The sequence below is a fragment of the Arcicella rosea genome, from assembly GCF_014204325.1.
GTDB classification, from domain to species: domain Bacteria; phylum Bacteroidota; class Bacteroidia; order Cytophagales; family Spirosomataceae; genus Arcicella; species Arcicella rosea_A.
Genome location: NZ_JACHKT010000001.1, coordinates 197,652 through 216,013, shown reverse-complemented (window position 1 = coordinate 216,013; position 18,362 = coordinate 197,652). Strand labels below are relative to the sequence as shown.

Genomic DNA, 18,362 nt, shown 5'->3' with positions numbered 1-18,362 from the left:
TTATGAAAGACTTTTCTCTTCTAAGTTAAGCAACGAAGCTCTTAATTTATCCACTTATCAACCAAGTCAAAACAACAAATAACTATTCCGATGAGTAAATCAATATTTATTAAAAGCTTGTCATGCCAATGATAATTGGCTAATATCCATTGAAAACATCGAAAAAATCAATGTTTTATTATAAAAAATATAAAATTATTAATAATATAACAAAGGTAGGTGTTTTGATAAATTAAAGTAACTAAATCTTATTTTTTATTTGGAAAAACTAGTAGCATAACGAATAAAAGGCTCTTTTATGATTGTTTTCATTCTTTAATAAAAGAGAATGTCGTTAACTATCAGGCTAGTTAACCTCCGATAAACAAGATTTAAAAATATTTATACGAAATTAAAAATCTCAAAATTGAAAAGTTTAATGATTTTTTCATGGTTTTAAGCAAGTACTGTCTTATTTTTACTTCATACTTTACAGTGCATAGCATTTATTTAGAATATATTAGGTAAATTGCCATGTACAAAACCACTAACAATCTTTAAAATTTCTGAAATCTCAACCTAAAAATTTTACCAACAAAATATTTTAATTATGAACAACCTTACTCAAAGAACACTCTTAGTCATTTTGTTTGTGATAGCGTCTTTAGGTGTTGTCTGGGCAAATGGTTCAACTTCAGAGGGGAACACAAGCACCACAAACACTTCAGGAAAATCTGCAATCCCTGCAAGACCAGTCGTTGAATACGTTGGTGTGGAAAGGTGTGGCTATCAATCTATAGGTGATCCTGTTAGTGTAGCTATTGTACGAGCTACAGGATGTGGTTCTAGCCAAACACATTGGTATGATTCCAACAACAACGATTTAGGCTTAGATTCACCTGGACGTGATTTAAAGTTTTTAGAAATTACTGCTAACATTACGGTTTATGCTAAATGTTACGACGGACTTGGTTTTGGAGACCCTTCTAATAGCGTGAATGTTCAATATCAAGCAGCTCCATCAACCATTCCGACTATTACACTTGATAAAAGCATTGCATGTGATGGAGATAAGATTACGCTAAAATCGAGTGTAACTAATCCTAATTACGAATACAGATGGCAACGTGCAGCAGGTTATGAACCATCTTCGCCAAACATAATTGACCATAGTACCGAAGGTTTTGGAACTCCTACACTAAAAACTACTGTGTCAGGTTATTACTACCTTTCTGTCGTTTCTCCTGATTGTCCTCAAGCTCCTGCTTACGCAAGTGGAGTGGTTTTTGCTGAGTTTTTTTCTCTGCCAAAACCTGTAATTACTGCGACAGCAACTACTTTCTGTGAAGATAAAGGTGTAACGTTGAAAACTGATAGTATTCAATTTATCAAGAATTATCAATGGTATTTGAATGGCGTTAGACAAGCAGATATGGGAACCATCAGTCAGATTGAAAAATTCAAAAAAACTGGTTCAGTTCAAGTTGTTTCTGTTGAAGCTAGAATTGGCTGTTTATCTCCAATTTCTGATCCAGTTGCTTTACAAGCTATTACTGTACCAACTAAACCTGTCATTACAGCAAGTGCTTTAGATTTTTGTGTGGATAAAGGTATATCCCTAAAAGCTGACAGCGTTCAAGTGACGAAAAGTTATGATTGGTATTTAAATGGAGTTAAACAAGCTAGTTTAGGTACGATTAGTCATATTGATAAATTCTATCAAAGTGGTTCTGTGCAAGTAATTGCTATTGAGGGTATTTTAAGTTGTCCTTCACCAATTTCTGATGCAGTTTCACTTAAAGCTGTCCCAGTTCCAGCAAAACCTGTGATCACAGCAAGTGCTTTAGACTTCTGTGAAGACAAAGGTATTTCTCTCAAAACTGATAGCTCATCAATCATCAAAAATTATCAATGGTTTTTGAATGGTGTTAAAAATGATAACTTAGGCTCAATTAGTCATATCGACAAATTCTATCAAACTGGTTTAGTTCAAGTAATTGCTGTAGAAGGTGTTCTAAACTGCCTCTCTCCTATTTCTGAAGCTGTTTCACTTAAAGCAGTTACAGTACCAACTAAGCCTGTAATCTCAGCAAGTGCTTTAGAATTCTGTGAAGATAAAGCGATTTCTTTAAACGCTTCAAGTAGTGCTATTGCTACCTCATTCCAATGGTATATCAATGGTACAAAACAAGATTCTTTAGGTACCACAAATACAGTAAAGTCATTCAATAAAACTGCATCAATCCAAATTATTGGTGTTGAAAGCGTTTTAGGCTGTTTATCTCCTATTTCTGATGCTGTTAATCTAACTGCTCTTGCATTACCTGCCAAACCAGTTATTACTTCTTCAAGAGCGAATTCAACAATTTGTGCAGATGACATTGTGATGCTTACTTCAACTTCTGGTTTTAGTTATACTTGGAATACAGGAGCTACCACTAGAAGCATTGATAATATCAAAACTTCTGGCAAGTATGCTTTAAAAGTTACTGATGAAAAAGGTTGTATCTCAAAAGCATCTGATACTACAACTGTAATCGTTAATCCACTCCCTGCCAAACCAGCAATTACAGCAAGTGGTGTATTAGCGTTTTGTGATGGGGGTACAGTTACTTTGACATCAACACCAAATGTTAAATATGTTTGGAGTAATAATGAAACTACTCAAGCTATCACGATTAAGACTTCACAGGATTTAACAGTAGCAGTAATTGATGCGAATAATTGTAAGTCTTCATCTTCAGATTTAGTGAAAGTGACCGTTTATGCTTTACCAGCAAAACCAACAGTTACTTCAAGTAGTAGTCTTTCGTTTTGTGCAGATAAAAGCGTAATCATTACTTCTTCAGATTTACCAAATGGTGAAGTAACTAAATACCTTTGGAGTAGTAACGATATTACTAAATCAATCACAGTAAAAACAACGGGGACATTCTCAGTAAAAGTAATTGACCCTCGTGGATGTGTATCTCCATCTTCTGATTTAGTTTCAACTGTTGCTTTACCTGTACCTGATGCACCAACTATCGCAGCTGATGGACTTACTACTTTCTGTTCAAGAGACAATGCTGATTACAGTAAAATCAATTCTGTAAATCTATTAGCTACCAGTACTTTCGAAGTAACTTGGAGTACAGGTTTAGTAGGAAAAACACTTAATCTAACTTCTATCAATAGCCAAGGTACTTTCGTTGATATTTCAAGAGAATATACAGCAACTGCTAAAAACACTACAACAGGTTGCATTTCAGCGAAATCAGCACCAATTAACATCATTGTTAGAAATAACCCTGATGCTTCGGCAGCAAGTATTGAAAAAGATGGTACATATACATTAAAAGCCGTTAATTTCCCTAGCGGAAATGAATATGAATGGAAATATGGTTCAGAAGTATTAGCATTCAAAGAAGGGGTAATTAAAGCAAATAGATATGGTGATTACAGTGCTAGAGTTAAAACGGTATTTGTTATTGCTTCAGCACCGGGTGGTCAATTAGGTTGCTTCTCAAATTTCTCTAAAGCATTTGCATTTAGCGAAGAAGCAATTTTCAAAGGTTTATCTATCTATCCAAACCCAAGCAATGGTCTATTAACTATCGAAACTTTAGCAGACTACGATAATCCTCAGATTTTGATTTACGACCTTCTTGGAAGACAAATCTACGCTAGTACTTTACCAACTATCAAAGGAAAAGTAATCATTGATTTAAGAAATAATAATGAAGGTGAATACATGCTTCGCTTTAAAGCTGGAGATTTTGATTTAACTAAACGTATTATCGTAAATAGATAATCATAAAAAATAAAGAAAAGCCTTCTCAAATTATTTGGGAAGGCTTTTTTTATGCTACTTTTTGTACATTAGTATTTCATTCATAAATCATTTCTTCAATGACAAGCCTAAAATACATTACTTACTTATTCGTCTTATTATTGCATCAAAATAGTTATGCTCAATGGCTAAAACAAACCGTTGCTACTGATGCTAGTTTTAGAGCAGTACATGCCATTTCTGAAAAAACAGTTTGGATTGGAGGTTCAAAAGGAACATTCATTAAAACAACTGATAGCGGAAAAACTTGGCAAGTAAAACAAGTACCTGAAGCAGAAAAATTAGATTTTAGAGACGTTCATGCCTTCGATGAAAAAACAGCTATTTTGATGAGTGCAGGAGAAGCTGAACAAGGTCAAGCCAAAATCTACAGAACCGAAGACGGTGGCAATACTTGGAAAATAGTTTATCAAACTTCTGAAAAAGGTATATTTTTCGACGGAATAGATTTCTGGGATAAACAAAATGGTATTGCTTTCAGCGACCCAATTAATGGACATTTTTATATTATTAAAACAAAAGACGGCGGAAAAACTTGGTCGAAAGTAAATCCCGATAATATTCCTGCTACACAAGAAAATGAAGCTGCTTTTGCAGCCAGTGGCACAAGTTTGATTGTTTCAGGTAAAAATGATGCCTATATCTGTACTGGCGGTGCTTCAAATGCACGAATATTCAAAAGTACCAACCAAGGTGAAAATTGGGAAGTAATCAGTACCTCAATGGCAGCTGGAAAAACCAATGGTCTATTTGGTTTAAGATTTTGGGACGAACTTCATGGCATTGCCGTGGGTGGCGATTATTTAGAAGTCAATAAAGCCATTCCGAATGTTTTATTAACAAATGATGCCGGTAAAACTTGGACTGATGCTCCACAGACAAATCCAGCTGGATTAAAAGAGGGAGTAGCAATTTACAAGAAAAAAATCCTGATAGCAGTTGGCCCATCTGGAAGTAGTTATTCTAAAGATTTTGGGAAATCGTGGCAAGTTATAGACTCCACTCCTTTTCATGCCATTAGTATTTTTGGGAACGGTATTTGGGCAGTTGGTGGCAAAGGAAATATTGCTAAATTAGACACTACATTTTTCGGAAAAGAATGATAAAATTTTCAGGGTATAGACTAAAATTTATACCCTTAAAAAAGTCAACACTTCAATAAAATGTAAAATATCAACACCTTACAATAAAAACTCATAATTCAAAATTCATAACTTCTATTACTTTTTCCCTTTCCAAGAAATCATCAATACTCCACACAAAACCACAAAAGTTCCTACCAATTGCCAAGCTGAAATTTGTTCTCCCAAAAAAACATTCGCCATAATAATGGTAGCGACTGGGCCAATACTTCCAATAATAGAAGCATTACCCGAACCAATTCTTCTAATCCCTTCCGAAATCATAAAAGAAGGAATTACCGTAGAAAAAACTGCCATTGAAAGACTCAACCAATATGCTCCAACTTCGTAGGAAAGTAATCCTTTCCCTACTGAAAATAAATAATGAATAATTACCATGCCAGTAGAAATCAGCATTGAGTAACAAGTAAAACGTAAAGCTCCAACTTTTTGAATCATTTCGCCACTTCCTACCAAAAAAAGTGCGTAAGTAAAGGCACTCAAAAAAATCAAGAAACAACCAATTAATAAATCTTTCTGTAAGCCCAATTTTAAATCTGGAATAAAAGCTAAAGCCACTCCCAAATAGGTAATTACCAAAGCAACATATTGAATTTTATGAATTGTCTTTTTTAAGAAAATCGCTGAAACCACTACCACAATAGTTGGATAAATAAAAAGTATCAACCTTTCTACACTGGCAGTGATATAATTTAAGCCCCAGAAATCAAAAAGCGAAGCTAAATAATAACCGACCAAACCAATAGCAAACATCCAGAACCATTGTCGAGTAGTTAGCTTTACTTGTTCCTCTTTTTTATTTTGAAAAAATAAAATTATCAGGTAAAAAGGTGCTGAAAACAGCATCCTTAAAGCTAACAATGAAACGGTATCCACATGGTAATGTATATAATTATACTTTACCAAAACGGCTTTTCCAGCAAATAAAACTGCTCCAGTCAACACTAAAATCACTCCAACAAAATACTTCGATTTACTTATCTCTTTCATGGTTTATTAAAATTGAGGTAAAAAACAAAAGACCTTCCACATTGCTGAGAAAGGTCTTTTTAATAATATATTTTATCAAATAGCTACTTATCTCATGCCTTGTGGGCTGATTGCGAGAAGTAACCAATATGCTGAAATCATATTCATTTGATAATTATTTTTTTCTAAAGAAAATCTGAATTGGTACGCCTGTGAAGTCAAAATGATCACGCATCTGATTTTCTAAATAACGTTCATAAGACTCACGAATATACTGCGGTAAGTTACAGAACATTACAAAAGATGGTGCTTTTGTTGGTAATTGAGTCATGTATTTGATTTTGATATACTTTCCTTTCCAAGCTGGAGGAGGATAGTTTTCAATCACTTTTAACATTACATCATTCAATTTAGAAGTAGGAATTTTACGAGTTTTGTTTTCATAAACTTCTAATACTTTCTCTACCGCTTGGAAAATACGCTGTTTATCCTTTACCGAAGTAAAAATAATTGGCATATAATTAATTGGTGCCATTCTCTGACGAATAGCATCTTCAATGCGTTTGGCTGTCATTGAATCTTTTTCTACCAAATCCCATTTATTAATCATCAGTATAATACCTTTTTTTGCTTTATCTGCCATTGATACTATGTTCATATCTTGTGCTTGCAAACCAGTTTGTACGTCGATTGTGGTGGCATCAATGATGATTACAGCAACATCACATTCCTCCATTGCTTTAATTGAACGTAATATCGAATAATATTCAATGTTATCATCAATTCTAGCTTTTCTACGAATTCCTGCGGTATCGGTAATGATAAAATCTTTTCCAAATAAAGTATAGTGATTATCAATCGCATCACGAGTCGTTCCTGCAATATCAGTAACAATACTTCTTTCTTTTCCTAAAAGTGCATTTAAGAAAGATGATTTACCAACGTTTGGTTTTCCTAAAATAGCAATTTTTGGAATACCAGCGTTAGGATTTTCAATACCTTCTTCTGGAAAATGACTAACAACTGCATCTAATAAATCTCCAGTTCCCGAACCACTTTCAGCAGCAATTGGGAAAGGTTCGCCCATGCCTAATTCGTAAAATTCAACCGCTTCCATACCTTTTTCATAAGTATCAGCTTTGTTGGCTACGATATAAACAGGTTTTTTCGAGCGACGAAGTACTTTAGCAAAATCTTTATCTAAATCAGTTACTCCTGTAGAACAATCCACGACAAACAAACAAACGGCAGCTTCTTCAATGGCCATTTCTACTTGTTCACGAATCGCTCCTTCAAAAGTATCATCTGAACCATGTACATATCCACCCGTATCAATAACGGTAAAATATTTACCAATCCATTCACCATAACCATAGTGACGGTCACGAGTAACGCCTGAAACGTTATCCATAATTGCCTTTTTCTGTTCGATAAGGCGATTAAAAAGCGTAGATTTACCCACGTTTGGGCGACCTACAATTGCAACAATGTTTGACATTTTTTGATTTTTGAGCTGTTCCCTGCGTACCTTTTTTGATGAGTTTCCTGAAAATCAGTTGCTCAATCTTTGGCATAACAAGCACCTCAACGTTAAAGATTATAATATACTGTTAAAAATTAGGGGTAGAAAAGCTGTCTGCTATAAGCATTGAGATTTCAGCTTTTAGTTATTATGTATTAATTTTCAAATTAGCACACTTTCAAATTTTCAAATTCATTAGTCTTGACTATAACCAAATGATTTTACTTTTTGTGCTTTTGAACGCCAATCTGGTTCAACTTTGATAAATTGTTCTAAGAATACTTTTTTTCCAAAGAATTTCTCCATTGCTTCACGGGCTTGCGTACCTACTTTTTTAATAGATTCTCCTTTATGACCAATCAAAATAGCTCTTTGCGTTACTCTTTCCACATAAATTTCTGCGGCAATTCTGATAAGATTATCCTCTTCTTTGAAAGAAGTAATCACTACTTCACAAGAGTAAGGAATTTCTTTTTTATAATTCAAGAAGATTTTTTCTCTTAAAATCTCTGATGCAAAAAAGCGTTCAGGTTTGTCGGTCAATTCTTCTTTATCAAAATACGGTGGATGAATTGGTAATTGATTGACAATGGAATCAAAAATTTGCCCAATGTTTTCTTCTTTCAAAGCAGAAATTGGAATAATGGCTTGTGTTGGGAAACGTTCACGCCAATGAGCAATTTTTTCTTGTACTTGTTCTTCTGTAGCCAAGTCAATTTTATTAATCAATAACAAAACTGGCACGTGGTCGATTCTTGCTAATTTATTGATAACATCGTCTTCGTCGTACTTTTCAAAAATATCGGTTACAAACAAAATAACATCGGCATCTTCCAAAGAACTATGCACGAAAGTCATCATTGATTTATGTAACTCGTATTTTGGAAGAATAATTCCGGGCGTATCAGAGTAAACCAATTGAAAATCAGTTCCGTTATGCGTTCCGTTCAAAATTCCCATGATACGGTGACGGGTAGTCTGAGCTTTTGAAGTAATAATTGAAAGGCGTTCGCCCACCAAAACGTTCATCAAAGTAGATTTCCCAACGTTTGGTTTTCCGACAATACTGACAAAGCCTGCTTTATGATTAAGTTGTTCCATGCTATTAGAAGTCGATATCTGCTCTTCGTTATTGATTTACCGAATCAGAATTCAATAAATGCCATGCTTCACGATAATCAGCAGATTTAGGTTTTCTTTGTCTCTTCTCTGATTCAACTAAATGAATTTCAGAGCTATAACTAATAAATACTCCGACAGGAATAATATAAAAAATTTGTATTTCTTCGAGATAAATAATGGCAAAATCAAAATCTGATTCACTATATTTTTCCCTCAACATTTCTCTTCTGTTCGTCTTAGTTCTTCGAGTATCAACAACAAAGTTTTGTCGTTTTGTATCAAACCAAGCACTTTTTACTTGAATTTTGATAAAGCTGCCTTCGATTTCAAAAACTAAATCATAAGGGAGTCTATCTCCAATCGGCTTCAAAATATTCCAACCTTTTTTTAAAGCTTGAAGGATAACTGCCTGTTCAGCAATATCCCCTTTGAGTTTTGTGTCAGTGTTTAACATTTCTCTCATCTAAAATAAAAACAAAAAAGCCAATTACTTGAATATCAAATAATTGGCTTTACTCTGTGTAGCAGGAACAGGACTCGAACCTGTGACCTTTGGGTTATGCTTACCACTATAGCTTTCGCTACCCTACTGGTTTGTGGTCTGGACTGTCTCTTTACCTTCGACCTAAGTCGTTAAGGTATCTGCCATTCAGTCTCTACACCTTCCTTATTTCTAAGGCTTGGCTCGGGATTGCCATACTTAAAGGGTTCCCCGAATTTGACAAACTTTCACGTAAAAATTTCTTTCTACGCAGCCCTCATGCAAATTGATTGTACAAACTTTGATAAAGTAATTTTCAAAATTCTCAATTAACAATAACTTGAGCCCAACGAGCTACCTACTGCTCCATCCTGCGGTGTTGTTTCCATTTGATTGGACTGCAAAGGTACGACAGTTTTTTTTCAATGCAAGCGTTTACTGAAATAAAAATGAAAAATATTATAAATAAATTCCCAAAAAATACTTAACTAACTCACAATCAAACCGTTAACCAATAAAAATATTTTCAAATAAATTTACATTAATGTCCTTCAAGACCAGTCATTAAATCTTTTGCCTTCTTCACATTCAAATTTACCTTATCAGATTCTACCAAACCATCACGTAATCTTACAATTCTGTGGGCATACTGGGCAATATCATCTTCGTGTGTTACCATTACGATGGTGTTTCCTTTAGAATAAAGCTGGTCGAACAAATCCATAATTTCATAAGATGTCTTAGAATCTAAGTTACCAGTAGGTTCATCGGCTAAAAGTATCGAAGGGTCATTCACTAATGCTCTGGCAATTGCCACACGCTGACGCTGACCACCTGAAAGTTCATTGGGTTTATGTCCTGCACGGTTTTCTAAACCTACTCCTTTTAAAGCTAACATTGCTTTCTCTATTCGGTCGGCTTTGTTGTAACCTGCATAAATCAATGGTAAGGCTACGTTTTCTAAAGAAGATTGACGGGGCAATAAGTTGAAGGTTTGGAATACAAATCCGATTTCTTTGTTACGAACCGTTGCCAATTCATTTTCAGACATTTCACTTACATCTTGATTGTTCAGAATGTATTTCCCTGTAGATGGAGTATCCAAACAGCCAATGATGTTCATTAATGTTGATTTCCCAGAACCCGATGGCCCCATAAAAGCGACATATTCACCTTTGCTGACTGATATACTTACATCTTTTAAGGCTTGAATTACTTCTTCACCCATTACGTAACGTCTGGAGATGTGGCTGGTTTCGATGATTTTCATACTATTTTTTTTATCGGTTAAGAGCGTATCCGTTCTTTTTTTATATTGCTGGTTGAATTTCTGTTTGTAATAATATCGTTGAGTCTATTTCAATATTTGTGTTTAGTTCTTTCAAGCTTTGGACAAATCCAAATTTATCTTTGGGGCTTAGGCTTGTAGGATATTTACTTATAGAGGTCTCTATTATCAAATATTGTTTTCGCTCAAATATCTTTGTGATGTTATTAATTTCAAGTTTTTTAAGTGGGAAAAAATCACCAAATTTGATGATAACACGATTGTCACTAATAAGATAAGTGTCATATAATGAAATAGTATAGAACAAAAATTGAAGTATAAAAAAATATTTCGTTGGTTTATTCAAAAGAACATCAACAAATGCGTCAATAAAATCTATTTTATGGGCATACATTGAAAAAAAGCTAAATCCCAAAACTATAAGTGAAAGTACGCTTATACCTCCAATGATACTTTTCTTGATATTTGATTGAAACTTCTTCATGTAGATTCATTTGAATATTACATAAAACAAACTTAATAATTTACTGAAAACCAGCACTTGCCTTTTCGATAGAAGCTAATTTAGCTTGATAGGTTGGTAGAAAACGCTGATAGTCGGTTGGGGATAATTTTTGAAGTATCTTCAATCCATCTGTAGCATAATCTTTCATTCCAACTTTTAAAGCTTGAAGGATGTATAATTGATATAACACTGGAGAATCTTTTCGCCAAGCAACAGCATTTAAAATAGCTTCATAAGCTTTATTTTCTTGCTTTTGTTGGTTGAGTATTTCAATGGCTTTCGTCAGTACTTGTTCATTAACAGGATGTTGTTTCAAACCATCTGTAGCAATATTTTTGATGCTTGAAATATCTACTTTTTCGGTTGCTTCTTTCTTTAATAAAGTATTCAATAACAATTGATAATACTTCCCTTTTTTATCGGTAGAATCGCCGAGCGACCAAGCTTGTAGCGTTTGAAAAGTTATTATTTTATCTCCTTTGTAATATTCTTGTACAATATCTGCAAAAAGTAAATCTTCAATATCAGCTTGATTTTCATCTAGCTCCGACAATCTTCTCAATGGCAAATTTTCGCCTTTTGCTTTCTGATAAAGTGCTTGGTTATACACTCTTGCAAAATCAGCGATGTTACTGAGTACAGAATCTTTGGGTAAATCTAATTCTGTGATTTCTTCCGAAGCAATTACTTTTTTGTTTTTCAATACATTTTTCAAAGCAAGTACGTTGGCTTGATAAGAACTGTGTTCAATATTCTCTGGCTTTTCTAACAATTCCTGAATAGTTTGCTCCTTTCCATTCATTGCCCAAAATGCTAACAAATTACTAGCGGGCACTTCTGACTTTCGGGCATTTTTCACTGCCATTTCATAATACAAAACGGTTGAATCTACCACATTCGATTTGTTGAATAAGTAAGCCAAATTATTTTGCAATTCTCCACTTGTCGGGAATTTCGCTAATCCTTCTTTCAAGGTAAACATGGCATCAAAAAAATGTTCTCCATCATAAAACGAACGGCTCAGTCCTTCATAAGCAAAGACTGATGGATTTTTCGCCAAGGCTTTTTTGAAGTACAATGCTGCTCGTTCATTGTCGTTTTGCCATAATGCCAAAGAAGCCAAAGCATAATTACTTTTATGGTTGCGATATTCGTAAGCCAAAGCCATTTGGTACTCCGATTCCGCCACTCTATATTGTTTATCAAAAGCGTAATAATCGCCCAAAGCATTATAAAATGCGGCATTTGCTTGCTGAAAAGTAAAGAAGTTTTTCAACACTAATAAAGCGGCAATGATAATAATTGATAATACTCTGGCTGTCCAAATCGGCAGGTTTATGGGTTTAAAAACTACTTTGTGTACTTCAAATCCTTGCTTGAAAAGTGGCAAGAAATTCACCAAAACATAAATTAAAAACACTAATCCCATCGCCAAATGCGTGTAAGTAATTGCATCTTCTAATACTTCTATCATAGGGTCGTTGCCAGTGGCAAAGGCTTGCCCGCAAGTGGCAACAGTAATGATGGCTAAACCTAAATAGATAAACGAACCAGCATCTTCAAAATCGATGATTTGCCTATTGCCTTCCAATCGCTTTTTGAAACCCCAAATGCCTAAAAATGTAGAAGTAATTAATAAGACAAACGGGCTAATGTAAATCATTTCCCAATCTATTACTTTGTTGTTATGCAAAAAAACGAGTAAGACATTGGCTAAGTAAATCAAAGAAATCAATAAGAAATTCTTCAATGCTTGTGGACTTTTTGAAGAAGTTGTCAGCACTAAAAAACCTTGAACGATTTCATAAGCAATCATAAAAATGAAAGCGACACTCAATATCATCGCACCCGCTGTTCTGTAACTCGCTAATAACAAAAAAGGCGAATTCACTTTTGTACTGTAAAGAATCGCCAAAATGAGTAAAATACTTATCAAAAAGAAAGATACAAACCTTTTGAAAATATTAATATCAGGACGAAAAGCGTGGAAGAAATAACTGAGACCTGCATAGAGTACAATCAATGCCATCGTGAAATATCTGTTACTGGCATTATACAATAATTCAAAGTTGAAAGTGACCAAGAGTAAAATGACAAGCCCCATCGATAACAAATACCAGAAACGAGCCAGCGAAGAAAGTGCCGTTAAGATTAAAACAAAGGCAAAGACAAAGAGTGATAGAAAAATATAATTCCCGATAAGGTTTATTTCCATCGGTGAAGCCAAGAATTGTTCTGTTACTGTGAAAGTTTTACTTGGAAAAGAAAGCGTTTCCTGCCCAACATCAAAGTAATCCAACACAAAAGGGACTTCGCCTAATTCAGCTAAAATATTCCAATGCACCACATTTTCTAATCCTTTGAAATAAAAAAATGTAAATGCAAACACAGTAAACAACAAAATACTGATTGAGAAAAAATATAGCAGACGAGAAGCTTTTTGCCAGTTTTTCCAGAATTGTATTGAATTCATATTGATATGATAAATTAAGCCTTTGGGAGCGTAAAATAATGGTTATTAAAAAAGCAATTAGTATAAAGTACAAGCCTTTTGGAAAGATTGATAAAGCATTTAGCTTTTGTACAACAGACAAAATTCGCAATTATTATACTTGATTGGAAATCTATCAACTTATTTCTTAGCGAACAAAGTATAGATAGCCCAAGCTATCGCTTTCCCGAAACCAACTCTTTATTAATATTATGAAAAGAGGAATCTCAAGCTTCCTACAAAAAGGATAAAATTTTACCCTTTTTACATCAACTTTCCTACTAAAAGAGGGAAATTTGTCTCTTTTAGTAGAGAATTTGCTATTTCAAATACCAACATTTCTATATTTTTGCGGAAAATTGCGGTTTTGAGAGGAAGTCATTTTATCACTAATTGTATCATTGATAAATTTGACAATATTGTCTATCGTCTTCTACAAAGCATAGGAGTATTTATAAAAGTATCTTGAATCTTGTATAAAATATTTGATTCAATTTAAAGCCCTAAAAGCAATAGGATACTAAAATTTTATCGTGTTGAGGCAAAAAAATATTTTCTAATTTTGATTTTTGGGAAATTGCCCCAAAATCTCAAAAATCTAAGTATTTTTTTGGTTCTCTCTTAAAGCAATCCAACAAAACGATACTTTTTAAGCAAAAAATATGGTAAAAATCCAAAAACAGAATTGTTAATCTGAATTTTACCAAGTAGTTTTGCAGTCTGAAATACTACGTTAAGTACATAAAAAACGTAATCACTTGACAATCAGATAACAAAATCACAATACAAATGGCAAATGCAGTCAATACAGGGAAAGTTACGCAAGTAATCGGACCAGTTGTGGACGTGAGCTTCGAGGGCGCTAACTCTCATCTCCCCACAATTTTGAATGCCTTGGAGGTTACAAAAGCCAACGGCACCAAAGTTATTCTCGAAGTACAACAACATTTAGGTGAAGACCGTGTTCGTACCATTGCAATGGAAGGAACAGAAGGACTTCAAAGAGGTCAGGAAGTAAGAGACTTAGGACAACCTATGTCGATGCCTACTGGTGATAGTATCAAAGGACGTCTTTTCAACGTAGTTGGTGAGGCAATTGATGGTATTCCTCAACCTAAGTCTAACAAATCAATGCCAATCCACCGTCTTGCTCCAAAGTATGACGAATTGGCAACTTCAACTGAGGTGCTTTTTACAGGTATCAAAGTAATTGACTTGCTTGCTCCTTATGTAAAAGGTGGTAAAATTGGTTTATTTGGTGGTGCTGGTGTAGGTAAGACTGTATTAATTATGGAACTTATCAACAACATTGCTAAAGCTTACGAAGGTCTTTCTGTATTTGCTGGTGTTGGTGAGCGTACTCGTGAGGGTAACGACTTATTGCGTGAAATGATTGAATCAAACGTAATTCGTTACGGTGAAGATTTCAAACACGCAATGGAAAACGGAGAATGGGATTTATCTAAAGTAGATGAAGAAGCTCTTTTAGGTTCACAAGCTACTTTGGTGTTCGGTCAAATGAACGAGCCTCCAGGAGCACGTGCTAGAGTAGCCCTTTCTGGTTTAACAGTTGCTGAATATTTCCGTGATGCAGAAGGAGAAGACCAAGGTCGTGATATCCTTTTCTTCATTGACAATATCTTCCGTTTTACACAAGCAGGTTCTGAGGTATCGGCCCTTTTAGGTCGTATGCCTTCAGCGGTAGGTTACCAACCAACGCTTGCTACTGAAATGGGTGCGATGCAAGAACGTATTACTTCAACAAAAAGAGGTTCAATTACTTCAGTTCAAGCGGTTTATGTACCTGCCGATGACTTAACTGACCCTGCTCCTGCTACTACGTTTACTCACTTAGATGCGACAACGGTATTATCACGTAAAATTGCTGAATTAGGTATCTACCCAGCGGTGGATCCATTAGATTCTTCATCACGTATTTTATCTCCAAGCATTTTAGGTGATGTTCACTATAACACTGCTCAAAGAGTTAAAGAGATTCTTCAACGTTATAAAGAATTACAAGATATTATCGCCATCCTTGGTTTGGACGAATTATCTGAAGACGATAAATTGGTAGTATCTCGTGCTAGACGTGTACAACGTTTCTTGTCACAACCTTTCTTTGTGGCTGAACAATTTACAGGTTTAAAAGGAGTATTGGTTGATATTAACGATACTATCAAAGGATTCAACGCAATCATTGATGGAGAATACGATCACCTTCCTGAAGCAGCTTTCAACTTAGTAGGTAGCATCGAAGATGCAATTGCAAAAGGAGAAAGATTAGTAGCTGAAGCATCGAAATAAAGTTTAGGAGTAAATGAGTTTATGAGTAAAACCTTACTCATAAACTTTTAACTCATACACTCATAAACTGAAAAAAAATGAATTTACAAATCATTACTCCCGATAAAAAAGTGTTCTCTGGCGAAGTAGAAGTAGTTACTTTACCGGGTACAGATGGTTCTTTCCAAATTTTGAAAGACCACGCTCCTATCGTTTCGACTTTAGGAAAAGGAACATTAGCGGCTGACAAACAATTATTCACTATCGACGGTGGTGTTGTTGAAGTATTGAACAACAAAATCTTGGTATTGGCAGAAGCAGTATTGTAATTCGTAATTGATAGTTAACCTCCAATTACAAAAAATATTAAAAGCACAGGCTCTTTGGGGTTTGTGCTTTTTTTGTTCATGTCGAAATATTAAATCCGTGGCTGGTCTCCCGACCAGTCCACATTATCGGTGGACTGGTCGGGAGACCAGCCACGGGAAAGTAGCAGCTCTATAAATAAAATTCCTATCCTTTTTCAACTTTCAGAATATTGGATTTGTCCAAAAATCATTTATTCCCTATCTTTGTACCAGAAATGAAACAAATGATGATACAAGCAGTTTTTACGAGTAACTTTTGGGAAATGTCCAAAGATTTACCTTCAAAAAAAGGCTGTGTTATCGTTTCTAAAAAATATTTTTATTAGGAGGTCAAGTTAATTGACCTCCTTTTTTATAGTACAATCTTTTTTCAGTAACCAAGAAACAATCAAATGAAAGTAACACAAAGCCAAGCAGCTATTTTGTTGTTGGAAGACGGTACAGTTTTTAGAGGGAATGCTCTCGGAAAAATCGGGACGAGTGGCGGAGAAATTTGCTTCAATACAGGTATGACTGGCTATCAGGAAATTTATACTGACCCTTCATATTTTGGACAAGTAATTGTAAATACAACTTCTCATATCGGAAACTATGGAGTAGTAAACGAATTAGAAGAAGAATCTGACAATGTAACCATTTCTGGAATGGTTTGTAATGAATTCTCACCGATTCATTCACGCAAAACGGCTGATGGTTCTTTACAAAATTACTTCGAAAAAGCTGGTATCGTTGGCATTTCAGGCGTAGATACTCGTCAAATTGTACGTCATATTCGTGAGGTTGGTGTAATGAACTGCATCATTTCTTCTGAGATTTTGGATGTAGAAGAATTGAAAAAAGAATTAGCGAAAGTACCGCCAATGGAAGGACTTGAGTTGTCTTCTCAAATCTGTACACAAGAATCATATTTCTTGGGAAATCCAGAAGCAGAACACAAAGTCGCTGTTTTAGATTTAGGCGTAAAGAAAAGTATTTTAAGTAATCTTACAGATAGAGATTGTTACTTGAAGGTATTTCCTGCAAAAACAACTTATGCTGAAATGCAAGCTTGGAATCCAGATGGATACTTTATCTCAAATGGCCCTGGCGACCCAGCAGTGATGCCTTATGCCATTGAAACTGTTAAGGCAATTGTAGAAAACGATAGCCCTACTTTTGGCATCTGTTTAGGTCACCAAATTTTAGCACAAGCGTCTGGTCTTTCAACATATAAAATGAAAAACGGACACCGTGGATTAAACCATCCTGTGAAGAATTTGATTACTGGTTTATCAGAAATTACTTCTCAGAATCATGGTTTTGCCGTAAAAATGTCGGAATTGGAAGCTAACGAAAATGTAGAATTAACACATATCAACCTAAACGACAAAACTGTTGAAGGTTTGAGAAGAAAAGATAAACCTGCATTCTCGGTACAACATCACCCAGAAGCATCTCCTGGTCCACACGATTCACGTTATTTGTTTGATAATTTTGTGGGAATGTTGTAATCAAGACTTTAGGACTTTGGACTTTAGGACTTAAAGAGAAAAGTAATAACGACTTTGGGCTTTAGGATTTGAAGACTACATGAGAAAATAATGATAAAAGACTTGGAGATAAAAGGATTTAGCATCCTAATCTTCAAGTCTTTTTCTTATTCAGTCTCATCATAAAATCCTATAGTCCTCAAGTCCTAAATCCTAAAGTCCTCAATAAAAATGCAAAGAGTAAGAATTACTGACGATGGTTTTACTACTTTATTCAGCACAGAGTTTAACCAATATTATCATTCTGTCCGTGGTGCTTTAGACGAAACCCAAAGAGTATATATCGAATTGGGTTTATTAGCTAAAATGCAGGAAACACAAGAAATTAGCATATTAGAATTGGGTTTTGGTACTGGATTAAATACTTTGATAACCGCATTAGAAGCTGAAAAAAATCAGTTAAAAGTACATTATACCAGTCTTGAGCCATTTCCCATTTCCGAAGAAGATGTAAAATTATTGAATTATCAAACGGGTGCAGCAACTGATTTACTCCAAAAGCTACATTCTGTAAACTGGGAAGAAAGCGTTGAGATTTCAGCTAACTTTTCACTTAAAAAAGTAAAGAGTACGCTTCAAGATTTTAAAACGGACGAGCTATTTGACGTAGTTTATTATGATGCCTTCGCTCCTTCTTCACAACCAGAACTCTGGACGGTAGAAACATTTACTCATGTTGCTTCTTTTGTAAAAAAAGGAGGATTTCTAACAACTTATTGTTCAAAAACAGTAGTGAGAAAAGCAATGGAGCAGGCAGGTTTTAAAGTAGAAAAACACCAAGGAATATGGGGAAAAAGAGAAGTAGTGAGAGCTATTAGGCTATAAAAAAAGGGCTATGAATCATAAAA

13 protein-coding genes and 1 tRNA gene are annotated in these 18,362 nt (G+C 34.8%); 6 read left to right on the top strand and 8 right to left on the bottom strand.

The features are described 5' to 3' along the window. Positions 1 to 589: 589 nt before the first annotated feature. Together HNP25_RS01000 and HNP25_RS00995 are read left to right on the top strand one after the other, a co-directional pair. Positions 590 to 3,772 carry a T9SS type A sorting domain-containing protein gene (locus HNP25_RS01000; RefSeq protein WP_184128824.1) on the top strand — a complete coding sequence of 1,061 codons (3,183 nt, stop codon included), beginning with the start codon at positions 590 to 592 and terminating at the stop codon, positions 3,770 to 3,772. Between the two features lie 98 nt (positions 3,773 to 3,870). Continuing rightward, on the top strand, positions 3,871 to 4,914 hold the full coding sequence (locus tag HNP25_RS00995; RefSeq protein WP_184128821.1) for a WD40/YVTN/BNR-like repeat-containing protein: 1,044 nt from the start codon (positions 3,871 to 3,873) through the stop codon (positions 4,912 to 4,914). Positions 4,915 to 5,031: 117 nt separating this feature from the next. Here HNP25_RS00995 and HNP25_RS00990 read toward each other — a convergent pair whose 3' ends face one another. The 8 genes from HNP25_RS00990 to HNP25_RS00955 form a co-directional block, all read right to left on the bottom strand. Continuing rightward, complete coding sequence (locus tag HNP25_RS00990) at positions 5,032 to 5,943, bottom strand: DMT family transporter (RefSeq protein WP_184128818.1); 912 nt, start codon at positions 5,941 to 5,943, stop codon at positions 5,032 to 5,034. Positions 5,944 to 6,097: 154 nt separating this feature from the next. Further along, complete coding sequence (gene der / locus HNP25_RS00985; RefSeq protein ID WP_184128815.1) at positions 6,098 to 7,420, bottom strand: ribosome biogenesis GTPase Der; 1,323 nt, start codon at positions 7,418 to 7,420, stop codon at positions 6,098 to 6,100. Positions 7,421 to 7,639: 219 nt separating this feature from the next. After that, positions 7,640 to 8,545 (bottom strand): GTPase Era, encoded by a 906-nt coding sequence (era, locus tag HNP25_RS00980; protein ID WP_184128811.1) that lies wholly within the window; start codon positions 8,543 to 8,545, stop codon positions 7,640 to 7,642. 28 nt (positions 8,546 to 8,573) lie between these two features. Beyond that, complete coding sequence (locus HNP25_RS00975) at positions 8,574 to 9,020, bottom strand: group I intron-associated PD-(D/E)XK endonuclease (RefSeq protein ID WP_184128809.1); 447 nt, start codon at positions 9,018 to 9,020, stop codon at positions 8,574 to 8,576. A gap of 68 nt (positions 9,021 to 9,088) precedes the next feature. Next, a tRNA-OTHER gene (locus HNP25_RS00970) sits at positions 9,089 to 9,157 on the bottom strand. Between the two features lie 431 nt (positions 9,158 to 9,588). Then, a complete protein-coding gene (locus HNP25_RS00965) occupies positions 9,589 to 10,317 on the bottom strand; it encodes an ABC transporter ATP-binding protein (RefSeq protein WP_184128806.1) in 729 nt (242 codons plus the stop codon). A 40-nt stretch (positions 10,318 to 10,357) separates the two neighbouring features. Then, entirely contained in the window at positions 10,358 to 10,819 is a 462-nt protein-coding gene (locus HNP25_RS00960) for a PH domain-containing protein (protein WP_184128803.1), read from the bottom strand. A gap of 40 nt (positions 10,820 to 10,859) precedes the next feature. Continuing rightward, positions 10,860 to 13,313, bottom strand: coding sequence for a tetratricopeptide repeat protein (locus HNP25_RS00955; RefSeq protein WP_184128790.1), 2,454 nt, complete (start codon positions 13,311 to 13,313; stop codon positions 10,860 to 10,862). 807 nt (positions 13,314 to 14,120) lie between these two features. On the opposite strand from HNP25_RS00955, the gene atpD reads away from it, so the two are divergent. From atpD to mnmC2, 4 genes are all read left to right on the top strand, one after another. Then, positions 14,121 to 15,638: a F0F1 ATP synthase subunit beta gene (gene atpD / locus HNP25_RS00950; RefSeq protein WP_184128787.1), complete on the top strand. Its 1,518-nt coding sequence runs from the start codon at positions 14,121 to 14,123 to the stop codon at positions 15,636 to 15,638. 77 nt (positions 15,639 to 15,715) lie between these two features. Continuing rightward, complete coding sequence (gene atpC, locus HNP25_RS00945) at positions 15,716 to 15,946, top strand: ATP synthase F1 subunit epsilon (RefSeq protein ID WP_184128784.1); 231 nt, start codon at positions 15,716 to 15,718, stop codon at positions 15,944 to 15,946. A gap of 431 nt (positions 15,947 to 16,377) precedes the next feature. Continuing rightward, a complete protein-coding gene (carA, locus tag HNP25_RS00940) occupies positions 16,378 to 17,475 on the top strand; it encodes a glutamine-hydrolyzing carbamoyl-phosphate synthase small subunit (protein WP_184128781.1) in 1,098 nt (365 codons plus the stop codon). A 210-nt stretch (positions 17,476 to 17,685) separates the two neighbouring features. Beyond that, positions 17,686 to 18,339 (top strand): tRNA (5-methylaminomethyl-2-thiouridine)(34)-methyltransferase MnmC2, encoded by a 654-nt coding sequence (gene mnmC2 / locus HNP25_RS00935; protein ID WP_221432356.1) that lies wholly within the window; start codon positions 17,686 to 17,688, stop codon positions 18,337 to 18,339. The last annotated feature ends 23 nt before the right edge of the window (positions 18,340 to 18,362 follow it).